This is a genomic window from Roseateles sp. P4_D2, from assembly GCF_056401875.1.
Map to the genome: position 1 here is coordinate 292361 of NZ_JBFUIM010000003.1, position 25616 is coordinate 317976.

A 25616-nucleotide genomic window follows, 5' to 3' on the forward strand; every position below is an offset into this window, starting at 1 on the left:
GGCGTTACCGTGTCACAACAAGCGGCCGGTGCGTTGGGGCGGGAGTTTAAGTGCTGGGCTGCGTCGGTCCCTGGCGCCATAGCCGCCAGGTGACGGCCGCGAGCAGCACGACGCCCACGCCCAGCACGGCCCACAGCAGCAGGCGGCGCGGGGGTAGAGCGGGTTCCGCGGCTGGCATGGCCTGGGGTGTGAAGGCGCCAAGCTGGGCTCGGCCCAGGCGGGCCTGCTCACGCTGCCAGTCGGGCACCACTTCGGCCAGCGAGTGCGGGCCGGTCTCTGGCGCTGCGGCGCCCACCTGCAGGCTGAAAGGCGGTTCGCCCTGGGCAGCCCACACGAGGCGGGTGACGCGCACGGCCCAGTCCAGGCGCAGGCTGTCGGCGGGCGGCAATGCGGTGCCGCGCGGCGGCAGCAGACGCAACTCGCTGGCACCGATGCCCAGCGGTAACGCAGGGGCGATGTCGGCGGGGGCATCGCCTCGCTCCACGCGGTAGAACACGCTGCGGGCGATGGTCTGCCAGGGCGCTTTCGGGCCCGAGCGCGTCTGCACCTGCACGGGCAGGACCCAGGTGCCCCGCGTGCCGGCCAAGCTCAGGCTCAGCAGGGGCTGTGGGCCGCCCAGCGGGATGACCCAGCCGCCATCGGCATCTTGCGCGGGCAAGGGCGAGCTGCGAACCAGCTGCTGCGGCGCTGCGCCAGCGGGTTGGGCCAGCAGGGTGGCGGCCTCGGGCTGCACGGCGCGCGTGGCGTCGTCCCACACCAGGCGCAGATAGCGTTGCGGACGGCCTGGCAGGGTGACCAGCGGCTGGGCCAGCGGCGCGCCGTCGGTCGTGCGCAGGCCCAGCAACTGACCGGTTCCCAGCACTTGCCAGGCTTGCAGGTCGGGGCTGGTCTCCAGCCGGTAGCCGGCCTGGAAAGCTGCGGCGTCGGTGGGCCAGCGCAGCCGCAGTTGGCGGGGCTCGGCCGGCCATTGGGCCGGCTCGCCCAGGTCCAACAGCCAGCCGGCGGGAAGCCGATGACGTGGTGCCGACGCGGCGACCGGCGCCGGCGGCAGCGCGGCCAGCTTCAGCTCGCGCTCGGGCATGGTCAGCAGGTCGTCCGGCAGCAGCGCGAAGGGCACGCGGCGGCCCTGGGCGTCGAGCAGCTGCCAGTCGCGCAGGTCGCTGCCCAGGCTGTGCTGCCAGGCTTCGGCCGTGGCATCCAGCGTCAGGAAGGGCGCGGGTTGGGTGATCTGCACCGGCGCGCGGTGCGGGCTGGCTGTGGCCGATGTGGCGGCCAGCAGCACCAACAGCTCAAGAAGGCTTTTTCTCATCTTGTGTAGAGCCCGGCAAAGGCGCGATATAGCCGATGACCAGCATCAACACGCCCACGCCGATGAAGGAGACGATGCGCAGCACGGTGCCGCTGCCCTGCAGGTCGAAGATCAGCAGCTTCAGCACGACGGCGCCCAGCAGCACGGCGCCGGCCAGCCAGGGCGCGCGCTGGTGGCGGCGCGTGCCCAGCAGCATCAGCACCAGGGCCAGGGCGCTCCACAGCAGTGCCAGGCCGGTTTGCACGCCGCGGGACTCGAGCCAGCCGTCGACGTGATAGGGCACATCGCCCCAGTGATGGAAGCAGCGGATCAGCATGCCGTTGAGCCAAAGGAAGGCCAGGGCTGCCGGCACAGCCAGCGAGGAAGGCGGCAGCTTGAGCGCGGCAGCAGCCGGGCTGCGCAACCAGGCAACGACGGCCAGCAGCGCCGCGGCGATGCCGAGATCGAGTGGATTCAGCACCGGGATGTAGGGCAGAGGCTGGGCAGTGCCGGGGCTGGCCCAGTTGGCGATCAGCACCCAGGCCGAAAGTGCCAGGCTCAGCACGGCAGCGCCCACCTGGGCATAGGCCGCAGGCGCCAGGCGCAGTGGCCAGGCCTGTTGATCGGCAGGGCGACGCTGCTGGCGCAGCACGGCAGCCAGCAGCAGCGCCGGCACCAGCAGCCAGCCCAGCCAACCCCAGGCGCTGCCGGGGTCGCCGAGGTCGGCCGTCCAGTGGCGGCCTTGCAGAGCGCCGAGCAGCGCAAATGCCAGCAGGCTGCCGGCATGCGTGGCGTTGCGCAGCAGCGCGGGCCAGTGCGACGCCGTGCGTTGCAGCACGAGTGCCTGCGCAACCCAGGCCAGCGGCAGTGCCCACACGCCGCCTGCCGACAGCGGCGCGCCGTGCAGCACCGTGCCCAAGATACCGAGCAGGCCCCAAGCCGGCAGCAGCAGCGCGGTCGGCCACGCGGCCGTGGGCCAGCGCCACAGTGCCTGCAGGCTCAGCAGCACGGCGCTGACGGCAGCGATCAGTGCGACGCTGACGGCCCACTCGTGCGATGCCGACACCCATTGGTCGAGCACGATGCCCGCCGCGACTGCGAGCCACGCCGTGCCCCAGCCGACCAGCGCGAACGCGATGCCTGCATGCCACGGTCGGCTGTCGTCACGGCCCAGGAAGCGCGAGGCGCCCAGCCCGGCGGCGGCGATCAAGAGCGCATTCAACAGCTGCGATGGCGCATGGAGGCCGTCGGGGTCGCCGCGGGACATCGACCACAGCAGCGTGAAGCCGCCCAGCGCCATCAGTGCCAGGCCGCTGGCGAGTACGCGCAGCCGGCCTTGGCGCAAGCCCAGCCAGACGGCGCCGACACCTTCCAGTGCCCAGGCACCGGCGGTGGCCTCGGCGCTGAGCGCGAATGGAATGACCAGCGTGCCGAACACGGCGCCGAGCGCGATGAAAGCCTCGAACACCAGGGCATGGGCCGGGCGGCGCCGCACCCAGGCGGCCAGGCCCGCGTAGGCCGCGCCGATCAGCAGCGCAGCAAAGGCGATGGCCATCGAGTCGGGCTTGAGCAGCGCGTACTGCATCGCCGAAGCGAAGACCGGCACGCCGAACAACAGCGTGGCTTGCAGCCAGACCTCGGGTGCTTGTGCGCGGCGGCCCGGCATCAGCAGCACGGCGGTGAACAGCAGCCAGAAGGCGATCAGGAAGCCCTGGGCGACGGCGTAGTCGGCGGGCGTATAGGCCGTCAGTCCCCAGGCACTCGCGATGAGGGCGGTGAAGCTGAAGGCGATCAGGTTCAGGCGCGGCCAGTGCTTGAACCAGGCGACGAGCGCCACGCCCAGGCCCAGCACGAAGTCATAGCCGAGCAGCATGGCGATGGCGCCGCCGCCGGTGGACAGCAGCAGCGGCGTGGCATAGCCGCCCAGGGCGGCGACGACGGCCAGCGCCTGCGCGTCCTGCTTGACGGCCAGCAGTGCCGCCAGCAGCGAGACGGCCAGCATCAGCGCGAACACGAGTGCGAGCGGCTCCAGGCCGGCCAGCTTCACGGCGGCAAACAGCGTCAGGTAGACAACGGCCACGCCGCCGCCTTGCAGCAGCAGCCCGTAGCCGCGCGAGCGCAGCCTCAAGCGCCAGCCAATGACCAGCAGCGCAATACCGGTGGCACCGATGCCGGCCAGGCGCACTTCCAGTGGCACCGTGACGTTCTCTGCCGCGAAACGCGCGAGGAAGACGAGGCCGAGGAAGAGCATCGCCAGCCCCACCTTGACGATGGTGTTGGCCGCGGCAAGGCGCTGGGCCCAGGCGGGCATGGGGATGGGACGGCGCGGGACGGGCGCCGGGGCCGGTGGTTGGGGTGCCGGCCTGGGCGGCGACGGTGCAGCAACCGGCGTCGCGACGTTAGGTGGCAACGGCGCGACAACCGCTTCGGTCCGCTGAGGCACGGCCACAGGGGGCGTTGAAGCGGGTGGTTGAGCGGGCAGCGGCGCCGGCGCCGGTCCGCGGGCTGTGAGCTGCTTTTCCAGGTCGGCGATGCGCCGCCCCTGTTGCATCTGCTGCCAGCCCAGCCAGCCCACCGCGGCGCCGAGAAACGCGCCGATCAGACTCTCCGAGGCGAAGCCGCCGAACAGCGCGCCCAGCAGCAATGCAACGACGGCCACGGGGCTCAAACGCCTTCGATCAACACCATGCGCATGACGGCGATGCCCTCGCGGGCCTCACGCGCCACACCGTACTCGGGCGAGTCATAGAAAGCCTGTGCGGCTTCCGGCGTGGGGAACTTCAGCAGCACGACACGCTCGGGTGTCCAGTCGCCTTCGAGCACCGTGGTCTTGCCGCCGCGCACCAGCACCTCGGCGCCATGCTGCTTCATGGCCAGCGTCGAGAGCCGCCGGTAGTCCTCGTATTGCGCTGGGTTGGTGACCTTGACGTTGGCGAGGATGTAGGCAGCCATTTATCTCTCAGCAGCTGAAATCGTTTTGACGAAAGCGCAAGTCAATGCATGCCAGTTCGTCGAAATGATTTCCCCTTAGCAGGAGAAATCATTTTCAAGCAGCGGCTGCTGCTTGACGACGCGATCCAGCGCCACCAACTGCTCCAGCAGCGTCTTCATGTGCTTGAGCGGCACGGCATTCGGGCCGTCGCTGAAGGCCTCGGCCGGGTTCGGGTGGGTCTCCATGAAGAGACCTGCCACGCCGACGCCCACACCAGCCCGGGCCAGCACGGGCACCATCTCGCGGGCGCCGCCGCTCGAGCCACCCAGGCCACCGGGCTTCTGCACCGAGTGGGTGACGTCGAAGACCACCGGGGCGCCGGTGTTGCGCATTTCGGCCAGGCTGGTCATGTCGGCGACCAGGTTGTTGTAGCCAAAACTGACGCCGCGCTCGCAGGCGAGGAAGAGGTCTTCGGACAGGCCCACCTCGCGCGCGGCGGCGCGGGCCTTGTCGATGACGTTCTTCATGTCCCAGGGCGCGAGGAACTGGCCCTTCTTGATGTTGACCGGCTTGCCACTTTGCGCGACCGCGCGGATGAAATCCGTCTGGCGGCACAGGAAGGCCGGGGTCTGCAGCACGTCCACGACGCTGGCGACCTCGGCCACCTGCGAGGCATCGTGCACGTCGGTCAGCACCGGCAGGCCGGTCTGGCGGCGCACCTCGTCGAGGATCTTCAGGCCGGCTTCCATGCCGACACCGCGCTTGGTGGTGCCGGACGACCGGTTGGCCTTGTCGAACGAGCCCTTGTAGATCAGCGGAATGCCGAGGGCCGTGCACGCTTCCTTCAGCAGGCCGGCGACGTCGAGCGACATCTGCAGCCCCTCGATCGAGCAGGTCCCGGCGATCAGGAAGAAGGGTTGGTCGATACCGACATCGAATCCGCAAAGCTTCATGGATCAGGCCTTTTGATGGTGTTCCAGCGCGGCCTTGATGAAGGCCGTGAACAGCGGGTGGCCGCCCCAGGGCGTGGACTTGAATTCGGGGTGGAACTGCACGCCCACGAACCAGGGGTGCACCTCGCGCGGCAGCTCGACCATCTCGGTCAGCTTCTCGCGCTGGGTGATGGCCGAGATGACGAGGCCGGCCTTCTGCAGGCGGTCGAGGTAGTGCTCGTTGGCCTCGTAGCGATGGCGGTGGCGCTCGGTGACGATCGGGCCATAGATGTCACGGGCCAGCGTGCCGTCCTTGACGTCGGAGCTCTGCGCGCCCAGGCGCATCGTGCCGCCGAGGTCGCTCTTCTCGTCACGCTTCTGGATGCTGCCGTCGGCGTCCTGCCACTCGTCGATCAGCGCGATGACGGGGTGGGGCGTGTCGGGATCGAACTCGGTGGAGTTGGCGTTCTCGAGGCCGGCCATGTGGCGGGCGTACTCGATGGTCGCGACCTGCATGCCCAGGCAGATGCCCAGGTAAGGCAGCTTGTGCTCACGGGCGTACTGGGCGGCCAGGATCTTGCCTTCCACGCCGCGCTTGCCGAAGCCGCCGGGCACGAGGATGGCGTCGAACTTGGCCAGCGTGTCGACCGTCTCGGGCGTCAGCGTCTCGCTGTCGACGTACTCGATCTTGACGCCGGCATGGTTGTGGATGCCGGCGTGGCGCAGCGCCTCGTTGAGCGACTTGTACGAGTCCGACAGGTCGGTGTACTTGCCGCACATGGCGATGGTGATCTCGGTCTTGGGGTTTTCGACCTCGTAGACCAGCGTGTCCCAGCGCCTCAGGTCCGTGCTCTTGGTGTTGAGCTGGAGCTTGGTGCAGATGAGCTGGTCCAGGCCCTGCTCATGCAGCATGCGCGGCACCTTGTAGATGGTGTTCACGTCCCACATCGAGATCACGCCGTACTCGGCGACGTTGGTGAACAGCGAGATCTTCTCGCGCTCGTCGTCGGGGATGCGGCGGTCGGCGCGGCACAGCAGCGCGTCGGGCTGGATGCCGATCTCGCGCAGCTTCTGCACCGTGTGCTGGGTCGGCTTGGTCTTCAGCTCGCCAGCGGCGGCGATCCAGGGCACATAGGTCAGGTGCACATAGGCCGTGTTGGTCGGGCCGGCGCGCAGGCTCATCTGGCGCACGGCTTCGAGGAAGGGCAGGGACTCGATGTCGCCCACCGTGCCGCCGATCTCGACGATGGCCACGTCAACGCCCTCGGCGCCGCGCTTGATGTATTCCTGGATCTCGTTGGTGATGTGCGGGATCACCTGCACCGTCTTGCCGAGGTAGTCGCCGCGGCGTTCCTTCTCGAGCACGGTCTTGTAGATCTGGCCGGTCGTGAAGTTGTTGGCCTTCTTCATCCGCGTGGTGATGAAGCGCTCGTAGTGGCCGAGGTCGAGGTCGGTTTCGGCGCCGTCGTCGGTGACGAAGACTTCACCGTGCTGGAAGGGCGACATCGTGCCGGGGTCGACGTTGATGTAGGGGTCCAGCTTGATCAGGGTGACTTTGAGGCCGCGCGATTCGAGGATGGCAGCCAGGGAGGCCGACGCGATGCCCTTGCCCAGGGAGGACACCACACCGCCGGTGACGAAGACGAATTTGGTCATGTCTTGCAGCACGCAGAACAGCATGCTGAGGTGGGAAATTGCGATTGTACGAGACCCGTCAATTGGGCCCCAGCAACTCCAGCGCCAAGTCGGCCGTTTCCTCAGGTTTCTCGAAAGGGAACAGGTGCGAGCCCTCCATCCAGCGCCAGTTCTCCCCAGCCAGTTTCCTGGACGCCGCGGCACCGGCCTGGCGCAGCTCGACCGAGCGCGTACCGCCGACGAAAGCCACCGGGCACTGTGGCGGGCGCAGACGCAGCAGCAGGGGCAGGTGGTGGGGCAAGGTACGGTAGATGTGGGCCTCGACCTCGCGCGTGAAGCGCAGCCTGACCTGGCCGTCTTCCGACTCTTCGAAACCGGCGTCGATGTAGTCGGCCAGCACCCGTGGGTCCCAACGGGCGAAAAGCTTCTTGGCTGAGAAATGCTTGTAGACGGCCTCGCGATCCGGCCAGACATGGCGACGCTCGCGGGCGATCTTGGACGGGCCGTAGCGGTGGATGAGTCCCGTCGTCTTGGCCATCGCAACGACCGCGGCCTTCATGCCCGACACGACGGGTGAGTCCAGCATGACAAGGCGGCTGACGAGATCGGGTCGGCGGCAGGTGGCCATCAAACTCAGCATGCCGCCCAGCGAGTGGCCGACAAGGGCGACCTGGCCTTGCGGGCGCACTTCATGCTCGATGAAATGCAGCAGCTGGTCACGCAGGCGGCGCCAGTCGCCAGTCACGGGGAAGCGCGGGTCGTGGCCAAAGCGATCCAGCGCCTCGACGTGCCAGCCGGCGGCGCGCCAACGCTCGAACAGCACGCGGTAGCAGCCGGCGGGATAGCTGTTGGCGTGAGAGAAGACCAGCGTGCGAGTTGTCATGGGCGCGCAGTTTGCCTGCGTCGGGCGACCTGTTCAGCGTCAGTTCTGGAGTGCCGAGTCCAGACGTGGCCGTCAGTCGGGCGGCAGCTCAAGCTCCAGCACGCGGCGCCTGCCGGCGTGGATCTCGTCAAGACTGCGCCTGAAGCCGGGAATGCTGCGGAACAGGCGGTCGAAGCTGCCGTCCGCCAGGGCTGCGCGCAGGCCGCGCTCGATGCGGTCGGCCAGGGCCGGGTTGTCGCGGCTGGTGAAAAAGTAGAAGGGCACGCCGTAGTGCAGGAACAGGGTCTGCTCGATGGCCAGGCCGCTGTGCTGTTGCTGCTCGTACCAGGCCTCATAAACGCCGCGCGGCATGTAGTCGAAGCGCCTGGCGCCCAGCATCGCGAAGAGCTGTTCGTAATTGACGGACGTGACCACGGGCAGGCCGTTGGCGCGCAGCACGTCGGTCGATGGCCAGCCCTCGCCGGCCCCGGCCGTGAAGCGGCTCAGGTCGGTCAGCGTGCGCACGGCCCGGAAACGCGCCTGGTCGCCCCTGCGGATCAGGAAGACGCGGTAGTCGTTGAGTTCGCGCAGCAGCGAGAAGCGCACGGGAAGGAGCTCGGCCTCGCGCCTGGTGTTGCTGCCATCCCAGATGACGTTGATGGCGCCATTGTTCTTCAGCTCGACGAACTGGCGCTGGCCGCTCATCGGCTGCTCGTAGTGCTGGATCTCGAAGGCCCCGTCGCTGGCCTGCGTCTTCTCCAACGCCAGGCGCAGCAGTTGCGGGAAATAGCTTGCGTGCTCCTGCGAGCTGGGCGACAACTGCGGGATGGTGACGCGCAGGGGCTCCGCAGCCAGGGCGGCGGAGGGGCCCATCGTGGACAACAGCGCCAATGCGGCGCGGCGCCGGTTCATGGCGTTCAGCTGGCCGCCAGGCGCTTGAGTTGGTACAGCGCTTCCAGTGCCTCGCGCGGCGACAGCGCGTCGGGGTCGACCTTGGCCAGCGCCTGCAGCAGCTCGCTGGGCTCGGGCAGGGGCGGCGGCGCGGGCGGGGCGGCGAAGAGGTCGAACTGGTCGTCGGCCGCGTTCTGGCGGGCCTCCAGGGCCTCCAGCGTCGCGCGAGCCTGGCGCACGAGGCTGGCGGGCATGCCGGCCAGCTTGGCGACCTGCACGCCATAGCTGCGGCTGGCCGGGCCGGGCTGCAGCTCGTGCAGGAAGACGATGTCCTCACCGCTCTCCACGGCCGACACGTGCCAGTTCTGCGCCTGCGCATGCTTGGCGGGGAACTCGGTCAGCTCGAAGTAGTGCGTGGCGAACAGCGTGAACGCGCGCGTCTTGTCGTGCAGGTGGCTGGCGATGGCCGACGCCAGTGCCAGGCCGTCGAAGGTGGACGTGCCGCGGCCGATCTCGTCCATCAGCACCAGGGATTGGTCGGTGGCCGAATGCAGGATGGCCGCACCTTCGGTCATCTCCAGCATGAAGGTGGATTGAGCGTTGGCGAGGTCGTCCGCCGCGCCGATGCGGGTGTGGATGGCGTCCATCGGCCCCAGGCGACAGCTCGTCGCCGGCACATAGCTGCCTATTGATCCCAGCAACGCGATCAGCGCCACCTGGCGCATGAACGTGCTCTTGCCGCCCATGTTCGGGCCGGTGATGACGAGCAGCTTGGTACGCGCATCGAGCTTGCAGTCGTTGGGCATGAACTCCGTGCCGCCGGTCTCGTGCAGGCGGGCCTGCACGACGGGGTGGCGGCCGGCTTCGATCTCCAGGCAGGGCTGGGTGACGAACTCCGGCCGGCACCAGTTCAGCGTGACGGCGCGTTCGGCCAGCGCCGCCAGCGCGTCCAGGCCGGCCAGCGTGCGGCCCAGCGCCGTCAGCGGCTCAAGGCGGCTGATCAGGGCGTCGATGACCTGCTCGTACAGCAGCTTCTCGCGCGCCAGCGCCCGCTCGTTGGCGGACAGGGCCTTGTCCTCAAAGGCCTTCAGCTCCGGCGTGATGTAGCGCTCGGCGTTCTTCAGCGTCTGGCGGCGCTGGTAGTCCATCGGCACCTTGTCGACCTGGCCCTGCGTCACCTCGATGTAGAAGCCATGCACGCGGTTGAACTGCACGCGCAGGTTGGCGATGCCCGTGCGGGCGCGCTCGCGGGTTTCGAGGTCGAGAAGGAAGCCGTCGCAGTTCTGCTGGATGCCGCGCAGCTCGTCAAGGTCGGCGTCGAAGCCGTCGGCGATGACGCCGCCGTCGCGCGTCAGGATGGCCGGCTCCAGCGCGATGGCGCGCTCCAGCAGCTCCTGGATGTCGGCGGGCGGGTTCAGGCTGGCGTCGCGCAACGCGGCGGGTGTCACAGCGCGCAGTTGCGGCAGCACCTGAAGCGTCGCGCGCAAGCCGGTCAGCTCGCGCGGGCGCACCTGGCGCAAGGCGATGCGGGCGGAGATGCGTTCCACGTCGCTGACCGATTTCAGCGCTTCGCGCAGGGGCTCGAAGCCTTCGTCGTGCAGGGCGGCGATGGCGTCGTGGCGCGAGACGGCTTCCGCCCGGTCACGCTTGGGATGCAGCAGCCACTGGCGCAGCGTGCGGCTGCCCATGCCGCTCTTGCAGGTGTCCAGCAGCGAGAAGAGGGTGGGACTCGGCTCGCCGCGCAGCGTCTGCGTCAACTCCAGGTTGCGCTGGGTGGCGGGCGGCAGGTCCAGCAGCTCGCCGCTGCGCTGCACGCACAGGGAGCGCACGTGGGCGAGAGCCCGGCCCTGGGTGTGTTCGGCAAACGCCAGCAAGGCACTGCCGGCCGCGTGAGCCAGCGTCAGCTCATGCGCGTTGAAGCCCTGCAGGCCGGCCACGGCCAGTTGTTCGCACAGCTTGCGCTGGCCCAAAGCGGCGTCGAACTGCCAGCTCGGCCGGTTCGTGACCGGGAAGCGCGCCTTCATGACGCCCGACGGCTGCTGCTCGCGGTTCACCAGCACCTCGGCTGGCGACAGGCGGGCCAACCAGGCGGGCAGCTCCACGTCGCTGCATTCGGCCAGGCCGATCTCGCCCTGGGTCAGCGACAGCCATGCAAGCCCATGGCGGCGGCCGTGGCCGGAGACGGCCAGCAGCACGGCGTCCTGCTTGTCGGCCAGCAACTCGGTGTCGGTGATGGTGCCGGGCGTGACGACGCGCACGACCTTGCGTTCGACCGGCCCCTTGCTCGCGCCGACCTCGCCGACCTGTTCGGCAATCGCCACGGCCTCGCCCAGCTTGATCAGCTTGGCGAGATAACTCTCCAGCGCGTGCACCGGCACGCCGGCCATGACGACGGGCTGCCCCGCGCTCTGGCCGCGCTGCGTCAGCGTGATGTCCAGCAGCGCGTTGCACTTGCGCGCGTCATCAAAGAAGACTTCGTAGAAATCGCCCATCCGGTACAGCAGCAGCGTGTCCGGGAAGTCGGCTTTCAGGCCCAGGTACTGGGCCATCATGGGCGTGTGGGCGCTGAAGTCAGCGGGCTGGGTCATCGGCGTCGAGCAAATAACAAAGCCCCCCGGCGGAGGGCTTCAGAATGGGCGACAGTTTACGCGGCGGCCAAGTAGGCTGCCCCGTCGGTTGAGCGGCCGACGGCCACGGAGCCTTCGCTGTGCTCCTGGCTTGCCGACGAGGCGCGCCGGCTGCCAACCTCCGTCTGGACAAGGGCGAACCGCTGGAGCGCTGGAATCGGCCTTCGCGACGGACAAAGCGCCATCAGTCACCCACGGAACGAGCGCTGGCGAACGATGCCTACCGATATGTTTTATGTTGCTGTGGCGGTGTATTTGGTGCTATGAATACCCGTCCCACCAGGGTGGGCCCCGGATCCTGCACAACAACACATGGAGACCGCCATGAAGACAGGACGTTGGAGGGTGGGCTTTGTGGCCCTGGCCACTGCGGCTGTGGGCGTGCAGGCGCAGCAGGCGGGGAGCGTGCAGCTCTTTGGCCTGATGGACATCGGCGTACAGCAGCTGAAGGCCGACGGTGTCGGCAAGCGCCACCTGGTCACCAGCGACGGCAACGCCTCCAGCCGCTTGGGCGTGCGTGGCAGCGAGGATCTGGGCGGCGGGCTGAAGGTTGGCTTCTGGCTGGAGTCGGCCCTGTTGGTGGACGACGGCAGCAGCGGTGCGACGAGCACCAACAACAAGGACTCCATCAGCGGCGGCCTGACCTGGGCGCGCCGCGCGACGGTGCAGTTGTCCGGTGACTGGGGCGAACTGCGCCTGGGCCGCGACTATGTGCCGTCCTTCATCAACCTGACGATGACCATGCATCCCTTCGGCCCCAATGGCGTCGCCAGTTCGGGGCTGTTGTTCTATCCCGCGCCCGCCAATGGCACGACGCCGCGCACCAATGCGCGGGCGTCCAACTCCATCGGCTACTTCCTGCCGCCGGGCCTGGGTGGTGTCTATGCCCACGTGATGCTGGCCTTGGGCGAGCAGGGCGATGGCCCGACGCAAAGGGACGGCCAGTTGCAGGGCATGCGCATCGGCTGGCGCAACGAGGCCTTCAACGCCGCGGTCGCGATTACGCGCACCCGTTATGCGACGGGCGACTACAAGCAGAGCAATGTCGGTGCGGCCTGGCAGTTGGGCCCGGTCAAGCTGATGGGACTGTGGGGCGAGAACAAGGTCGGCACGACGAAGACGACGGCGCGCATGGCGGGCGCGCGCTGGCAGGTAGGCCCGCAGGGCGAAGTCCGCTTTGCCTACACGACCTTGAGGGCCAAGGGGGTGGCCAGCGACGCGAGTCATATCGCGCTCGGCTATGTGCACGATCTGTCCAAGCGCACCGCGCTGTATGGCAACGCCGCCCGCGCCGACAACAAGGGCACTGGCGTGCGCTTCAACGTGGGTATGGCGACGACGGTGCCGGGCGGCAACTGCAGCGGTGCCGAATTCGGCGTTCGCCACAGCTTCTGAGCGGCGCAAGAAACACCCATAAAGAGCAAGGCCCGCAACGCGGGCCTTGTTGATTCAGCGAAGCGCTTGGCTAGCGAAGCGTCTAATTAATCTTCCGACTTGAACACCAACTTGACTTCGTGGGTCTGGGCGGCGCCGGTGCCTTCGAACTTCCACTGGCTCAGGGCTTCGGTGGCGGCACGGTCGAACACGCGCTTGGGTTCGGCTTCGACGATGGCGACATCCGAGACCTTGCCGTCGCCGGCAATGGTCATCTTGGCGCGCACGCTGCCGGCGCTGATGTTCTTCTTGACGGCCTCATTGGGGTACTCGGGAGCGACCTTCTTCAGAACCTTGGCATCGGCGTGGGCCAGGGAGGCAGCGGCGACGAGGGCGAGAGCGACAGCGGAGCGGGCAAACATCAGTAGCGTCTTTCGGGCGGTTTGATTGGGGGAACAGAGCGGCTCTGGCCGCGTTGCAGCACGCATTCTGGCGAGTCCGCCCCCCACGGGTAAGGGGTGCGGCCGTGCAGAAGTCACGCACGCATGACCGGGTTAGCCCTTGGTCACCGCTGTCGCCAACTCCTTCACGGCCAGGAAATGACAAAGCCCTCGCGAGGAGGGCTTCGAAGGGGACTGGTGGCGCTGATCAGGGTGCTGCGTCGCCGCTTTCATCCTTCTTGATACGCACGGCGCCACGCTTCTTCGGCTCGGCCGGCGCAGGCGCTGCATCACCATTGAGCGTGGGCGCTGCGGCCTCTTCTTCCTTGATGACGCGGGTGTAGGGCGCCAGCATCGTCACCAGCTGCGCGTAGATCTTGGGGTTGCCGGCCACCACTTCACGCTGGTGCAGGAAGTCGGCCTCGCCCGTGAAGTTGCCGATCAGGCCACCGGCTTCCGTGATGATGAGCGAGCCCGCCGCCACGTCCCAGGGCTGCAGGCCGGTCTCGAAGAAGGCGTCGTAATAGCCGGCTGCGACGTAGCAGAGGTCCAGCGCCGCGGCACCTGGGCGGCGCAGGCCGGCGCAGTGCTGCATGACCTCTTCGAACATCTTCACGTAGCGCTTGAAATTGTCGCCACGGCGGAAGGGGAAGCCGGTGCCGATCAGCGCGTCGCTCATGCGGGTGCGCTTGGACACGCGCAGGCGGCGGTCGTTGCAGAAGGCGCCGCGGCCCTTGCTGGCGTAGAAGAGGTCGTTGCGGGTCGGGTCGTAGACGACGGCCTGCTGCACGACGCCGCGATGCGCCAGCGCGATGGACACGCAGTACATCGGCAGGCCGTGGATGAAGTTGGTGGTGCCGTCCAGCGGATCGATGATCCAGACGAACTCGGAATGCTTAGCGCCGTGGGTGCGGCCCGACTCTTCGGCGAGGATGCCGTGGTCCGGGTAGGCGCCCAGCAGCGTCTCGATGATCACCCCTTCTGCGGCGTGGTCGACCTCGGTGACGAAGTCGTTCGGGCTCTTGGTGTTGATGCGCAGAGCTTCGAGGTCCAGCGAGGCGCGGTTGATGATGGCGCCAGCCGCACGCGCCGCCTTGATGGCGACATTGAGCATGGGATGGTGAGACGTTTGCAGCATGCGTGGCACTCGCTGGGAAGAAGGGGCTGACGGGAGGAAAGAGCGGCGGGACCCATGGAGGCGGCCCGGATAATCGCGCGATTCTAGCCGCAGCCTCCGTACAAACCCGTGGAATCCACACGCTTCGTTCTCATCAACACCAGCCACGCCGGCAACGTCGGCGCGACGGCGCGGGCGATGAAGGTGATGGGTTTCCAGGACCTGGTGCTGGTGGCGCCGCGCTTTGCCGACGTGCTCTGCCACGAAGAGGCGGTGGCCATGGCCAGCGGCGCGGCCGACATCCTGGCACGCGCCCGCGTCGTGCCCACGCTGGCCGAGGCGCTGGACGACGTGGACTTCGCCTGCGCCACCGCGATGACGCCGCGCGACTTTGGCCCGCCGACGCGTGAGCCACGTGCACTGTTCGGCGAGCTGGCCGCGCGTGAGGCCGCGCCCCGCCTGGCGCTGGTGTTCGGCTCCGAGCGCTACGGCATGAGCAACGAGGACGTCTACCGCTGTCATGCGGTGCTGAGCATCCCGACCCATCCGGACTACGGCTCGCTCAACCTTGCCCAGGCCGTGCAGTTGCTGGCCTACGACCTGCGCCAGGCCCTCGGCGGCTTCGGCGTGCAGGCGCGCACGCCTGACCCGCAACTGGCCGACGCGCGTGCCGTGCAGGGCCTGCTGGATCATCTACAGGCAGCGCTGGTGCACATCGACTACCTCGACCCCGCGGCGCCCAAGAAGCTGATGCCCCGCCTGAACCAGCTCTTCAACCGCGCCGGGCTCACGAACGAGGAAATCCACATCCTGCGCGGCATTGCGCGACAGATGCAGAAGACCGTAGTGCCAGCAGGCTCAAAGTAGCCCCACCTAAACTGGCCTGCCTTTCTCCCCTGGCTGCACCATGTTCCAGCGCCTGCGCGAAGACATCGCCCTGATCCTCGAACGCGACCCGGCCGCCCGGTCGGCGTGGGAGGTGCTGACCTGTTACCCGGGCCTGCATGCGCTGATGTTCCACCGCCGTGCTCACTGGTTCTGGCAGCGTGGCTTCAAGTGGCTGGCGCGCTGGGTCTCGCACTGGAGCCGCTTTCTGACGGGCATCGAGATCCACCCCGGCGCGCGCATCGGCCGCAAGGTCTTCATCGACCATGGCATGGGCATCGTCATTGGCGAGATGGCCGAGATCGGCGAGGGCTGCACCATCTACCAGGGCGTCACGCTCGGCGGCACCTCGCTCGTGAAAGGCGCCAAACGCCATCCGACCCTGGGCCCGGGCGTCATCGTCGGCGCCAATGCCAGCGTGCTGGGCGGCTTCACGGTCGGCGCCGGTGCGCGCATCGGCTCAGGTGCCGTCGTCACCAAGCCGGTGCCGGCAGGTGCGACAGCCGTGGGCAACCCGGCGCGCATCATCGAGGCCGCCAGCGAACAGGCCCGCGAGGAGGCGGCCGCCAAGATGGGTTTCTCGGCCTATGGCGTGACCCAGGGTGACGACCCGGTCGCGATGGCCATGCGCGGCCTCATCGACAGCGCCTCGGGCCACGAGCACCAGATCGCGCTGCTTTGGAGCGCGGTCTGCAAGCTGTCGACCCAGGCCGGCCGGCCGATCGGTGACTGCGTGCCCGATGACGCCCAGCGCGACGAGGCCTTCGATGCGGCGCAGATGAACCGGCTGGTCAAGTAGCGGCCGCGCCGGCGAAATAGACCGTCAGCCGGCTACGTCTTTGCCGCCGGCCGGCCCGGCGTGAATGAGAATCGCCGGTTCCGGGCCGCGATGGCCCGCCCTGTGTCGGCCTGCTGTGTTCCTGCGCGAGTTACGACTGCGGCTTTCCACTGGCTGGCGCATGGCGCTGTGCCTGGTCATGGCCCTCTGCCTGGCTGAGGCAACTGCGGCACCGGCGCCCAAGCGCTGGTCCAGCCTCGCCGACATCAGCTTCCAGCATCTCAGCCAGGAGCAGGGCTTGCCCAACGCCATCGCGACGGCCGTGGCCGAAGATGGCCAGGGTTTTCTGTGGGTGGGCACGCTCGGCGGTCTGGCGCGCTGGGACGGCTACCACTTCAAGGTCTACAAGGCCGATGCGCAGCGCCCCGGCGCCCTGCCGGACAACTATGTGCAGTCCTTGCATGGCGATGCCAAGGGGCGGCTCTGGGTGGGCACGAGCGCGGCAGGGCTGCTTCGGCATGACCCGACGACGGACCGTTTCGTCGCCATCCCGGTCGGTGGCGCCGCGGGCCTGAGCCATGTCAGCGTGCGGCAGATTGCCGACGACGGCGCGGGTGGGCTGTGGGTCGTGACCGACGGCGGCCTGGACCACCTGGATCCCGACAGCGGGCGCATCGAGCGTGCCAGCACCGTGGGCGGCTGGGCGGCCGGTGCCGGCACCCAGGTCTGGACCCTGCTGCTTGATCGCCGCGGCCAGCTCTGGATCGGTAGCGCCGCGGGCCTGTTCCGCCGCGCGGCCGCGGGCGCGCCGCTGCAGGCCGTGCCACTGGCGGTGGGCCGCGTCGTCCAGCCCCAGGCCCTGGCCCAGGACAGCGCCGGGCGCATCTGGGCCGGCGGCAAGCACGATGGCGTCTTCGTGCTCGCCGACAACGGCGAGGCGCCAGCCGTCGAAATGCGGGAGGCCGGCGTCGCCGCGAACGAGGACCTGCTGGGCAACAGCCAGATCACCAGCCTGCTCGAGACACAGCCGGGGGAGATGTGGGTGGCGACCCTGGGGCAGGGTGTCGTGGCCGTCGACGTCGAGCGGCGCGACAGCCGGCGCATCCGCCACGTGCCGGCCTGGCCGGTCAGCCTGGCGGACAACGCGCTGCGCACCCTCTACCGCGACCGGTCCGGGCTGATCTGGGCTGCATCGAACCGCGGCCTGAGTCGCCACGACCCCCGCCAGGGCGGGGTGCTGACCCGCCTGGGCGCCAGCGCCGAGGTTGGCGATGCACTTGACTCCCGTTTCATCAGCGCCGAGATCAGCTGGATCCTGCCGATGCCCGAGGGCCGCCTGTGGCTGGCCACGCACAAGAGCGGCATCGACATCCTCGACGCCACCGGTGCCCGCGCCGGTGCACTGCGGCCCGACGCGAGCCGGCCCGAGGCCGCGCTGCCGCCCGACATCGTGCTGGGCATGGCGCGCGTGGCGGATGGCAGCGTCTTCATCGCCACCAAGCGCGGTCTTTATCGCTGCGATGCGAATGGGCGCCATTTGCGTCGCGTGAGCCTGGCGGGCCGCAACCCTGCCGCATCCACCTGGGCCCTGCTGGTCGATGGCGGCACGCTGTGGATAGGCGGCCAGTTCGACGGCCTGTGGCGGTTGGACATTGCCAGCGGCAGCGCCGCGCCCGTCACCCTCCCGGCACCGGGCTTGACCGACCAGCGCATCATGGTGCTGGCCCGCGGCGCGGCGGGTGAGCTGTGGGTCGGAACGCGCAACGGCCTCAATCGGGTCGATCCCCTGAGCGGTGGTGTCGTGCAATACCCGGCCGGCCCGACGCTGGCGCGCGGCCTGTCGGCCGGCTTCGTCACGGCGCTGATGCTGGATGCCGAAGGCCGGCTCTGGGTGGGCAGCTATGGCGGCGGCATCGATGTGCTGCCTGCGCCGGGCCAGGGTGAAGCCATCCTGCGCGTGGGCGTTGCCCAGGGCCTGCCGGACGGCACTGTCAACGCGCTGCTGCCGGACCTGCAGGGCCAGGTCTGGGCCAGCACCGACAACGGCCTGGCGCGCATCGACCCCGCCCGCATGACGGCGCGCGCGCTGCGCCGGGCCGAGGGCGTCGTCTTCCCGACTTACTGGACCGGGTCCGCGGCGCGCACCGAGCGCGGCGAGCTGCTGTTCGGCGGTGCCGGCGGCATGACCGTGGTGCTGCCCGAGAAGCTGCAGGCCTGGACCTACCGGCCCGACGTGCTGGTGGCGGACGTGCAGATCGGCGGGCGCTCTGTGGCGCTGCCCCCGGGTGGTACGGCGCTGCTGGACGTGCCGGCCGACGGCAACAGCCTGGCCGTGGAGTTCGCGTCCACCGACTTCTCGGCGCCGGAACGCAATCGCTATGCCTACAAGCTCGAAGGCTTCGATGCCAGCTGGATGGCGGCCGACGCGGCGCGCCGGGTGGCCGCCTATACCAACCTGCCACCGGGTGACTACCGGCTGCGCCTGCGCGCCTCCAACCGCGACGGCCAATGGGGCGAGCGCGAACTGGCCCTGGCGGTGACGGTGAGGCCTGCCTGGCACCAGACCTGGTGGTTCCGCGCTGCCCTGGTGTTTGCGCTATGCCTGCTCGTGCTCGCGGCGGTGGCCGGGCGCACGCGGCTGCTGCGCCACCGTCAGCTCGAGCTGGAGCACAAGGTGCGCGAGCGCACGGTCGAGTTGCGGGCGATGCACCACGCTTTGCAAGAGAAATCAGAGCAGCTTCAGTTGAGCAGCGTGACCGACCCGCTGACGGGCCTGCACAACCGCCGCTTCCTGAGTGACCACATCGAGCAGGACCTGGCAGCCAGCCTGCGCCGATCACAGGAGACGCTTGCCGCCGGGGGGCAGCCGCTGGATACGGACAACGTCTTCCTGCTGCTCGACATCGATGCCTTCAAGCGCATCAACGACCGGCACGGTCATGCCGCGGGCGACGCGGTGCTGGTGCAGTTCGGCGCCCGGCTGCGTTCGGTGATGCGCGAGTCCGATTACCTGGTGCGCTGGGGTGGCGAGGAATTCCTGGCCGTGGCGCGCGACACCGATCGCCTGCGCGCTGAGGAGCTGGCCGAGCGCATGCGCGCCGTCATCGCCGCCACGCCGTTTGAGCTCGACGACGGCGGCCGCCTCGATGTCAGCTGTTCCGTCGGCTTTGCCTGCGTGCCCTTCGAGCCGGAGCGGCCACAGGCACGCAGCTGGCAGCAGGTCGTCAACCTGGCCGACCTGGGGCTCTATGCCGCCAAGCGCGCCGGCCGCAATGCCTGGGTTGGTGTGCACACCGCCAAGGGGCGCGGCGCCACCGGTCAGCGCGTCGTGGGCGGGTTCGGCCTCAGCAGCAATCGCAGCCTGGATGACGTGGCTGCGGCGCTGGCCGAGCCAGGAACGGTCGAAGGCTAGACGGGGCGTTGTGCGCTCTTGGGTCTGAAAGCCTTGCAGACCTCGTCGCGGGTCTCGATGTAGGGCCCGCCGATCAGGTCGATGCAATAGGGTACGGCGGCGAAGATGCCGCTGGCCTTCTCGTGGCCAGCCAGAGTTTCGGCGATGGCCTTGGGCTGGCCGGGCAGGTTGATGATCAGACTCTTGCCGCGGATGACGGCGACCTGGCGCGACAGGATGGCCGTGGGCACGAAATGCAGCGAGATCTGGCGCATCTGCTCGCCAAAGCCCGGCATCACGCGGTCAGCCACGGCCAGCGTCGCCTCGGGCGTGACGTCACGCGGTGCGGGGCCGGTGCCGCCGGTCGTCAGCACGAGGTCGCAGCGCTCGGTGTCGACCAGCTCGGTCAACGCCGCCGAGATGTCGGCCTGCTCGTCAGGAATCAGGCGGGACACGAACTCGATGGGGTTGTGCAGCGCGCCCGTCAGCCAGTCCTTGAGGGCAGGCAGGCCCTTGTCTTCGTAGACACCGGCTGATGCCCGGTCGCTGATGGACACGACACCGATGCGGACCTGCTCACTCATCTTCGGCCGCGGCTTCGGAAGCCTTGATGAACTGGAACAGCTCGCGGAAGGCGCGGCCGCTGCGTTTCTCCGGCTCGTTGGCCGCGTCCTTGCGTGCCGCGCGCACGAGGCTGCGCAGTTGCTGGATGTCGACGTCGGCGTGCTCGGCGAGGAACTCCTGCAGCGCGTCGTCGCTGGCCAGCAGGCGTTCGCGCCAGCGCTCGGACTGATGCAGCTTCAGGCTGTCCTGCGCATGGCCGAGCTTGAAAGCGGCCACCGCTTCCCGGATCGGCTCGGGATCGATCTTGCGCATCAGCTTGCCGATGTACTGGATCTGTCGGCGCTTGCCCTCGAAATTGGTGATCTTCTTGGCGTGGCGCAGCGCGTCGTAAAGGATTTCGGGCAGCGCCAGCGGCTCCCAACGGCTCTCGGGCAAGACGAGCAATTCTTCGCCGAGCTTCTGCAGCGCGGTCATGTCGCGCTTGAGCTGGCTCTTGCTTGGGCCGTCGAAGTCGTCGTCGTCTTCGAATTCAGGGTTGGGATCGTGCATCGCGGTGCGGGGGGAGGGCGGAGTCTTATCATTGTCCCCCACCCCATTGACACCGGCGCCGGCATCGCCCGGCGCTTTGCTTTCATGCCTCAGCCCCAGAACGGTTTTGCCTACAGTCCCGAGCAGTTCCAGCAATGGATCGAGGATGCGCTCGGCGAAGCGAAAAAGATCGGCGCGACCGATGCCGGTGCAGAAGTGTCTGAGGGCTGCGGCCTGTCGGTATCGGCGCGCCTGGGCCAATTGGAGAACGTCGAGCGCAACCGTGACAAGTCGCTCGGCATCTCGGTCTACCTCGGCCAGCGCCGCGGCAATGCCAGCACGTCGGACTTCTCGCCACAGGCTATCCGCGACACAGTGCGTGCGGCTTACGACATCGCCCGCTTCACGGCCGAGGACGAGTTCGCCGGGCTGCCCGATGCGGCCGACCTGGCGTTGGATGCGACCCAGCGGCCCGAGCTGGATCTCTTCCATCCCTGGGCCGTCGACGCCGCTGCAGCGGCCGAGATTGCGCTGCGCTGCGAGGCCGCTGCCCTTTCCGTGGACAAGCGCATCACCAACAGCGAAGGCGCGGCCGTGTCGGCCCAGCAGTCGCATTTCTGGATGGGCAATACGCGCGGCTTCCGGGGCGGCTATGCCAGCTCGCGGCATTCGCTGTCGGTTGCGCCCATCGCTGGCCGCGGCGTGGGCATGCAGCGCGACGCCTGGTACAGCTCCATGCGCGACGCGGCAGATCTGGCCTCGCCCGAGGCGGTGGGCCGTTACGCGTCGGAGCGCGCTTTGTCGCGGCTGAAGGCACGCAAGGTGGCGACCGCCGAGATCCCGGTGCTGTTCGAGAGCACGGTGGCCATCGGCCTGCTCGGTGCGCTGGTGCAGGCGACCAGTGGCGGTGCGCTCTACCGCCGCACCACCTTCCTGCTCGACAGCTTGGGCAAGCCGGTCATGGCGCCGCATATCGACATCTCCGAAGACCCGCATGTGAAGAAGGGCAAGGGCAGCTCGCCCTTCGACGACGAAGGTGTCGTCACGCGCGCGCGCTCGGTCGTGGAAGGCGGCGTGCTGCAGGGCTACTTCCTGTCCAGCTACTCGGCGCGCAAGCTGGGCATGAAGACCACAGGCCATGCCGGCGGTTCACACAATCTGCGCATGACGAGCCGTGCCACCGCGCCTGGCGACGACCTGCCGACGATGATCCGCCGCCTCGGCCGCGGCCTGCTCGTCACCGAGCTGATGGGGCAGGGCGTGAACTACGTGACCGGCGACTATTCGCGGGGCGCCAGCGGCTACTGGGTCGAGAACGGCGAGATCGCCTACCCGGTTCATGAGGTCACCATCGCCGGCAACCTCAAGGACATGCTGCACAACATCGTCGGCATTGGCGCCGACGAGTACACGATGGGCACCAAGACCATCGGTTCGGTGCTCGTCACGGGCATGAAACTCGCCGGCAACTGACGCGCATCTGGCGCGTCAGCGCCGGGGTAAATCCGGGCCGGAGGCCGGTGCAGCCTTCCTAGAATCGGCCGGCAATTTTCTCTCTTCGCAAATCCGAAAACAGGAGACTTCAATGACCATGGAACGTCGTTCCTTCGTGCGCCACGCCGGCCTGGCTGGCGTGCTGGCGGCAGGTGCCGCCCCGGCCGTCGTGCATGCCCAAGCGCAGGTGCGCTGGCGCCTCGCATCGAGCTTCCCGAAGTCGCTGGACACCATCTTTGGCGCCGCAGACGTGTTCGCGAAGAAGGTCTCCGAGATGACCGGCGGCAAGTTCCAGATCTCCGTGCATGCCGGCGGCGAGATCGTGCCGGCGCTGCAGGTGGTTGACGCGGTGCAGAACGCTACCGTCGAGATCGCGCACACGGCGCCCTACTACTTTTTCGGCAAGGACGAGACCTTCGCGCTGGGCTGCGCCATCCCCTTCGGCCTGAACAGCCGCCAGATGACGGCCTGGATGGTGGAGGGCAACGGCCTGAAGCTGATGCGCGAGTTCTATCGCAACTACAACATCATCAACTTCCTCGGCGGCAATACCGGCGCGCAGATGGGCGGCTGGTATCGCAAGGAGATCAAGAGCGTCGCCGACATCAAGGGCCTGAAGATCCGCATCGGCGGCTTCGCTGGCCGCGTGATGGAGCGCATGGGCGCCGTGCCGCAGCAGATCGCCGGTGGCGAGATCTACTCGGCGCTGGAGAAGGGAACGATCGATGCGGCCGAGTGGGTCGGCCCCTATGACGACCAGAAGCTGGGCTTCAACAAGGTCGCGCCCAACTACTACTACCCCGGCTGGTGGGAAGGCGGCCCGCAGCTCGATTTCTTTATCAACACCAAGGCGTACGAGGGTTTGTCGGCCGAATACAAGGCCGTGGTCGAAGCAGCGTCTGCCATGGCGCATATCGACATGCAGGCCAAGTACGACGCCAAGAACCCCGGCGCGCTGAAGCAGTTGGTGGGCTCGGGCACCAAGCTGTTCCGCTTCCCCAAGGACGTGATGGACGCCGCGTTCAAGGAATCCATGGGCATCTACGCCGAGCTGTCGGCCAAGAACCCGAACTGGAAGAAGGTCTACGAGGATTTTTCCAACTTCCGTCGCGACCAGAACCTGTGGTTCCGCTTCTCGGAAGCCGGCTTTGACGACTTCATGCAGGCGCAGAAGCTGTAAGCCTCGCGCCGCAGCAAAAGCAAAGCCCCGCGATGCGGGGCTTTTTCGTTGGCGGCTCGGAGTGCCTCCCGGAGTGCCTACTTCTTCGCCGCGTCCTCCAGGGCACGCCGCACGGCGTCGCCGTCATCCGCGGGCGCGCTGGCACCTGACGCCGCTGGTTCAGGGGCGAACAGCTTGCTCGCATCGTCCGAGCTCATGTCAGCGGGCTTGTCGTGGCCGCCCATCTGCTGCAACAGCTCCGACGCCTGGTTCAGGTCCACCGCCTTCTCCTTGTCGAGAAAGACGGTCACGGTCTGCGGGAAGAAGATGACGATGGCGACGAGGATGAGCTGCATGAACACCCAGGGGATGGAGCCCATGTAGATGTCGCTGGACAGCACCTTCTTCGGGATCGAGCCGTTCTTGAACAGCGTGTCCGAGATGCCGCGCAGATAGAACAGCGCAAAGCCGAACGGCGGGTGCATGAAGCTGGTCTGCATGTTCACGCACAGCATGACGCCGAACCAGACGAGGTCGATGCCCATCTTCTCGGCCACCGGCCCGAGCAGCGGCAGGATGATGAAGGCGATCTCGAAGAAGTCGAGGAAGAAGGCCAGGAAGAAGATGAACAGGTTGACGACGATCAGGAAGCCGATCTGGCCGCCTGGCAGGTCGCTCAGCATGTGCTCGATCCAGCGCCCGCCCTCGACACCCTGGAACACCAGCGAGAAGGTGCGCGAGCCGATCAGGATGAAGACCACCATGGCGGTGATGCGCATCGTGCCGAGCATGGTCTCCTTGATCAGCGGCCAGTTCAGCCGCTTGTGCAGGCCGGCCAGGATGAAGGCGCCGACCGCACCCATAGCGCCGGCCTCGGTCGGCGTGCAGATGGCTGTGTTGATGCCCGGCAGGCCGCCCATGGAGCCGAGCACGGCGAAGATCAGCACGGCCGACGGCACGATGCCGCGCAAACACTTCTTCCACAGTGCCCAGCCTTGCAGCGTGCGCGCTTCCTTGGGAACACCGGGTACGTGGTCCGGCTTCACACGGCTCAGCACGAAGGTGTAGAGCGCAAAGATCAGCACCTGCAGGATGGACGGGCCCCAGGCGCCCTTGTACATGTCGCCCACGGAGCGGCCGAGTTGGTCCGCCAGCACGACCAGTACCAGCGACGGCGGCACCAGCTGCGTGATCGTGCCCGACGCGGCCAGCACGCCGGTCGCGTAGCGCATGTTGTAGCCGTAGCGCATCATGACCGGCAGCGAGATCATCGCCATCGCGATGACCTGGCCCGCGACGGTGCCGGTGATGGCACCCAGGATGAAGCCGACGATGATGACCGAATAGCCCAGGCCGCCGCGCACCGGGCCGAACAGCTGGCCCATGGAGTCGAGCATGTCCTCCGCGAGGCCGCATTTTTCCAGCAGCGAGCCCATCAGCGTGAAGAAGGGAATGGCCAGCAGCAGGTCGTTGGACAGGATGCCGAAGACGTTCTGCGGCAGCGCGCTCATGAACTCCGGCGGGAACCAGCCCTGGCTCACCGCGAAGAAACCGCAGGCCAGGCCGAGTGCTGCCAGCGAGAACGCGACGGGGAAGCCGATCAGCATGATCACGATCAGCCCCGCGAACATCAGCGGCGGGAAGCTCTCCATCGAGATCATTGCAGGGGCCTCTCGTAGTGGATGTCCATGTCGAACTTGTGCGCGAGCCAGGCCACGCGCTTGATGATTTCGGCCACGCCCTGCAGCGCAACGAGCGCGAAGCCCAGGGGCAGCACCAGCACGGCCGGCCAGCGGATCAGGCCGCCGGCATTGCTCGACACCTCGCCCGAGGTCAGCAGCTTGGTGACATAGCCCATGAGGCCGAGGCTGGCGACCGAGTCACTGGCGCTCATGCCGGTGCTGAGCTTGACGACGAACAGGCCCCAGGACAGCCAGGCCATGTAGCAGATGACCGGCATCAGGAAGACGACGAGGCCGAACAGGTCGACATAGACCTTGCCGTGGCCGGTCAGCCGGCTGTAGACCAGGTCCACACGCACATGCTCGTTGAGTCGGAGCACCTGAGCCGCGCCCAGCATGACGCAGGTGGCGAACAGATACCACTGGATCTCGAGGAAGGAGTTGGAGCTGTAGTCCAGCCCGTAGCGGACGACGGCGTTGGCGGCGCTGATGAAGCAGGACAGCAGCACGGCCCAGGCGGCAATCTTGCCGAAGCGGTCGTTCAGGCTGTCGATGCGCCGCGCAAGGGAGAGCAGGGCGTTCATGGGCTGGGCAGGAGAAAAGCGAAGCGGCCGCCAATGTAGCGACCGCTTGGGGGGCGTCGGCTTCTTTCAGCCGTCGTTCAGGGTAAGCCCCGAGGGGGTTCAGCCCAGTTGCTGGGCCTGCATGAACAGGCGGGTCGATCGGGCACCGGAGCGGCAGAAGACCAGCAGCGGCCGCGGTAGTTCGGCCAGCAGATCGGCGAAGGCCGCAATCTCCTCGGGCGACTGGTAGCCGCCGGCCACCGGCAGATGGCGATACGCCAGGCCTGCAGCTTCAGCGGCAGCTTGAATGGCTGCCGAGGTCGGCTGGTCGGGGCCGTGCTCGAAATCGGGCCGGTTGTTGACGACGCTCTTGAAGCCCATCGCCGCCGCTTCGGCCATGGCTTCGGGCGTCAGCTGAGGGGCGGCGCAGATGTCGGGGGCGATGGCTTGCATCGGCAGGCTCATGGCGGCTCC

21 protein-coding genes are annotated in these 25616 nt (G+C 68.0%); 6 read left to right on the forward strand and 15 right to left on the reverse strand.

What is annotated here, in order from left to right; genetic code table 11:
• Positions 1 to 46: 46 nt before the first annotated feature.
• From AC1DW0_RS07105 to mutS, 8 genes are all read right to left on the reverse strand, one after another.
• Positions 47 to 1309, reverse strand: a complete 1263-nt coding sequence (locus AC1DW0_RS07105; protein WP_457355851.1) for a DUF3999 family protein — start codon at positions 1307 to 1309, stop codon at positions 47 to 49.
• Positions 1290 to 3947 carry a DUF2339 domain-containing protein gene (locus AC1DW0_RS07110; RefSeq protein WP_477945341.1) on the reverse strand — a complete coding sequence of 886 codons (2658 nt, stop codon included), beginning with the start codon at positions 3945 to 3947 and terminating at the stop codon, positions 1290 to 1292. Before AC1DW0_RS07110 ends, AC1DW0_RS07105 begins: the two co-directional genes overlap by 20 nt.
• A gap of 5 nt (positions 3948 to 3952) precedes the next feature.
• Positions 3953 to 4240: a DUF1330 domain-containing protein gene (locus AC1DW0_RS07115; RefSeq protein ID WP_056196820.1), complete on the reverse strand. Its 288-nt coding sequence runs from the start codon at positions 4238 to 4240 to the stop codon at positions 3953 to 3955.
• Between the two features lie 75 nt (positions 4241 to 4315).
• Positions 4316 to 5173: a 3-deoxy-8-phosphooctulonate synthase gene (gene kdsA, locus AC1DW0_RS07120; RefSeq protein WP_477945255.1), complete on the reverse strand. Its 858-nt coding sequence runs from the start codon at positions 5171 to 5173 to the stop codon at positions 4316 to 4318.
• Positions 5174 to 5176: 3 nt separating this feature from the next.
• A complete protein-coding gene (locus tag AC1DW0_RS07125) occupies positions 5177 to 6808 on the reverse strand; it encodes a CTP synthase (RefSeq protein WP_056197248.1) in 1632 nt (543 codons plus the stop codon).
• A gap of 58 nt (positions 6809 to 6866) precedes the next feature.
• A complete protein-coding gene (locus AC1DW0_RS07130) occupies positions 6867 to 7670 on the reverse strand; it encodes an alpha/beta fold hydrolase (RefSeq protein ID WP_477945256.1) in 804 nt (267 codons plus the stop codon).
• 72 nt (positions 7671 to 7742) lie between these two features.
• Positions 7743 to 8561 (reverse strand): substrate-binding periplasmic protein, encoded by an 819-nt coding sequence (locus AC1DW0_RS07135; RefSeq protein ID WP_457356659.1) that lies wholly within the window; start codon positions 8559 to 8561, stop codon positions 7743 to 7745.
• 5 nt (positions 8562 to 8566) lie between these two features.
• Positions 8567 to 11128: a DNA mismatch repair protein MutS gene (mutS, locus tag AC1DW0_RS07140; protein ID WP_477945257.1), complete on the reverse strand. Its 2562-nt coding sequence runs from the start codon at positions 11126 to 11128 to the stop codon at positions 8567 to 8569.
• 363 nt (positions 11129 to 11491) lie between these two features.
• Here mutS and AC1DW0_RS07145 point away from each other — a divergent pair, with 363 nt between their 5' ends.
• A complete protein-coding gene (locus AC1DW0_RS07145) occupies positions 11492 to 12562 on the forward strand; it encodes a porin (protein WP_477945258.1) in 1071 nt (356 codons plus the stop codon).
• Between the two features lie 86 nt (positions 12563 to 12648).
• On the opposite strand, the gene AC1DW0_RS07150 is transcribed toward AC1DW0_RS07145, so the two are convergent.
• Together AC1DW0_RS07150 and AC1DW0_RS07155 are read right to left on the reverse strand one after the other, a co-directional pair.
• Positions 12649 to 12963: an energy transducer TonB gene (locus tag AC1DW0_RS07150; RefSeq protein WP_056196838.1), complete on the reverse strand. Its 315-nt coding sequence runs from the start codon at positions 12961 to 12963 to the stop codon at positions 12649 to 12651.
• A 226-nt stretch (positions 12964 to 13189) separates the two neighbouring features.
• Positions 13190 to 14119, reverse strand: a complete 930-nt coding sequence (locus AC1DW0_RS07155; RefSeq protein WP_457390064.1) for an inositol monophosphatase family protein — start codon at positions 14117 to 14119, stop codon at positions 13190 to 13192.
• Between the two features lie 108 nt (positions 14120 to 14227).
• On the opposite strand from AC1DW0_RS07155, the gene AC1DW0_RS07160 reads away from it, so the two are divergent.
• The 3 genes from AC1DW0_RS07160 (at position 14228) to AC1DW0_RS07170 (ending at position 19173) form a co-directional block, all read left to right on the forward strand.
• On the forward strand, positions 14228 to 14965 hold the full coding sequence (locus tag AC1DW0_RS07160) for an RNA methyltransferase (RefSeq protein ID WP_082532618.1): 738 nt from the start codon (positions 14228 to 14230) through the stop codon (positions 14963 to 14965).
• Positions 14966 to 15005: 40 nt separating this feature from the next.
• The gene (gene cysE, locus AC1DW0_RS07165) at positions 15006 to 15782 is read left to right on the forward strand and encodes a serine O-acetyltransferase (RefSeq protein ID WP_056196844.1); all 777 of its coding nucleotides are present in this window, start codon (positions 15006 to 15008) and stop codon (positions 15780 to 15782) included.
• A gap of 160 nt (positions 15783 to 15942) precedes the next feature.
• Positions 15943 to 19173 (forward strand): ligand-binding sensor domain-containing protein, encoded by a 3231-nt coding sequence (locus AC1DW0_RS07170; protein WP_477945259.1) that lies wholly within the window; start codon positions 15943 to 15945, stop codon positions 19171 to 19173.
• On the opposite strand, the gene mog is transcribed toward AC1DW0_RS07170, so the two are convergent.
• Both mog and yjgA read right to left on the reverse strand, forming a co-directional pair.
• The gene (mog, locus tag AC1DW0_RS07175) at positions 19170 to 19736 is read right to left on the reverse strand and encodes a molybdopterin adenylyltransferase (RefSeq protein WP_457442225.1); all 567 of its coding nucleotides are present in this window, start codon (positions 19734 to 19736) and stop codon (positions 19170 to 19172) included. The genes AC1DW0_RS07170 and mog overlap by 4 nt on opposite strands.
• Positions 19729 to 20400 (reverse strand): ribosome biogenesis factor YjgA, encoded by a 672-nt coding sequence (gene yjgA, locus AC1DW0_RS07180; protein WP_477945260.1) that lies wholly within the window; start codon positions 20398 to 20400, stop codon positions 19729 to 19731. The genes mog and yjgA overlap by 8 nt, the downstream gene beginning before the upstream one ends.
• Between yjgA and pmbA the strand changes: the two genes are divergently transcribed.
• Positions 20350 to 21717, forward strand: a complete 1368-nt coding sequence (pmbA, locus tag AC1DW0_RS07185) for a metalloprotease PmbA (protein ID WP_477945261.1) — start codon at positions 20350 to 20352, stop codon at positions 21715 to 21717. The two genes, yjgA and pmbA, sit on opposite strands and share 51 nt — an antisense overlap.
• Positions 21718 to 21835: 118 nt before the next feature.
• Entirely contained in the window at positions 21836 to 22918 is a 1083-nt protein-coding gene (locus AC1DW0_RS07190) for a TRAP transporter substrate-binding protein (protein WP_056196858.1), read from the forward strand.
• Between the two features lie 77 nt (positions 22919 to 22995).
• Here AC1DW0_RS07190 and AC1DW0_RS07195 read toward each other — a convergent pair whose 3' ends face one another.
• The 3 genes from AC1DW0_RS07195 to AC1DW0_RS07205 all read right to left on the reverse strand — a co-directional run bounded on the left by AC1DW0_RS07195 (position 22996) and on the right by AC1DW0_RS07205 (position 25607).
• Complete coding sequence (locus tag AC1DW0_RS07195; RefSeq protein WP_457354121.1) at positions 22996 to 24555, reverse strand: TRAP transporter large permease; 1560 nt, start codon at positions 24553 to 24555, stop codon at positions 22996 to 22998.
• Entirely contained in the window at positions 24555 to 25163 is a 609-nt protein-coding gene (locus AC1DW0_RS07200) for a TRAP transporter small permease subunit (protein ID WP_056196861.1), read from the reverse strand. The genes AC1DW0_RS07195 and AC1DW0_RS07200 overlap by 1 nt, the downstream gene beginning before the upstream one ends.
• 99 nt (positions 25164 to 25262) lie before the next feature.
• On the reverse strand, positions 25263 to 25607 hold the full coding sequence (locus AC1DW0_RS07205; RefSeq protein ID WP_457354115.1) for a protein tyrosine phosphatase family protein: 345 nt from the start codon (positions 25605 to 25607) through the stop codon (positions 25263 to 25265).
• Positions 25608 to 25616 lie beyond the last annotated feature (9 nt).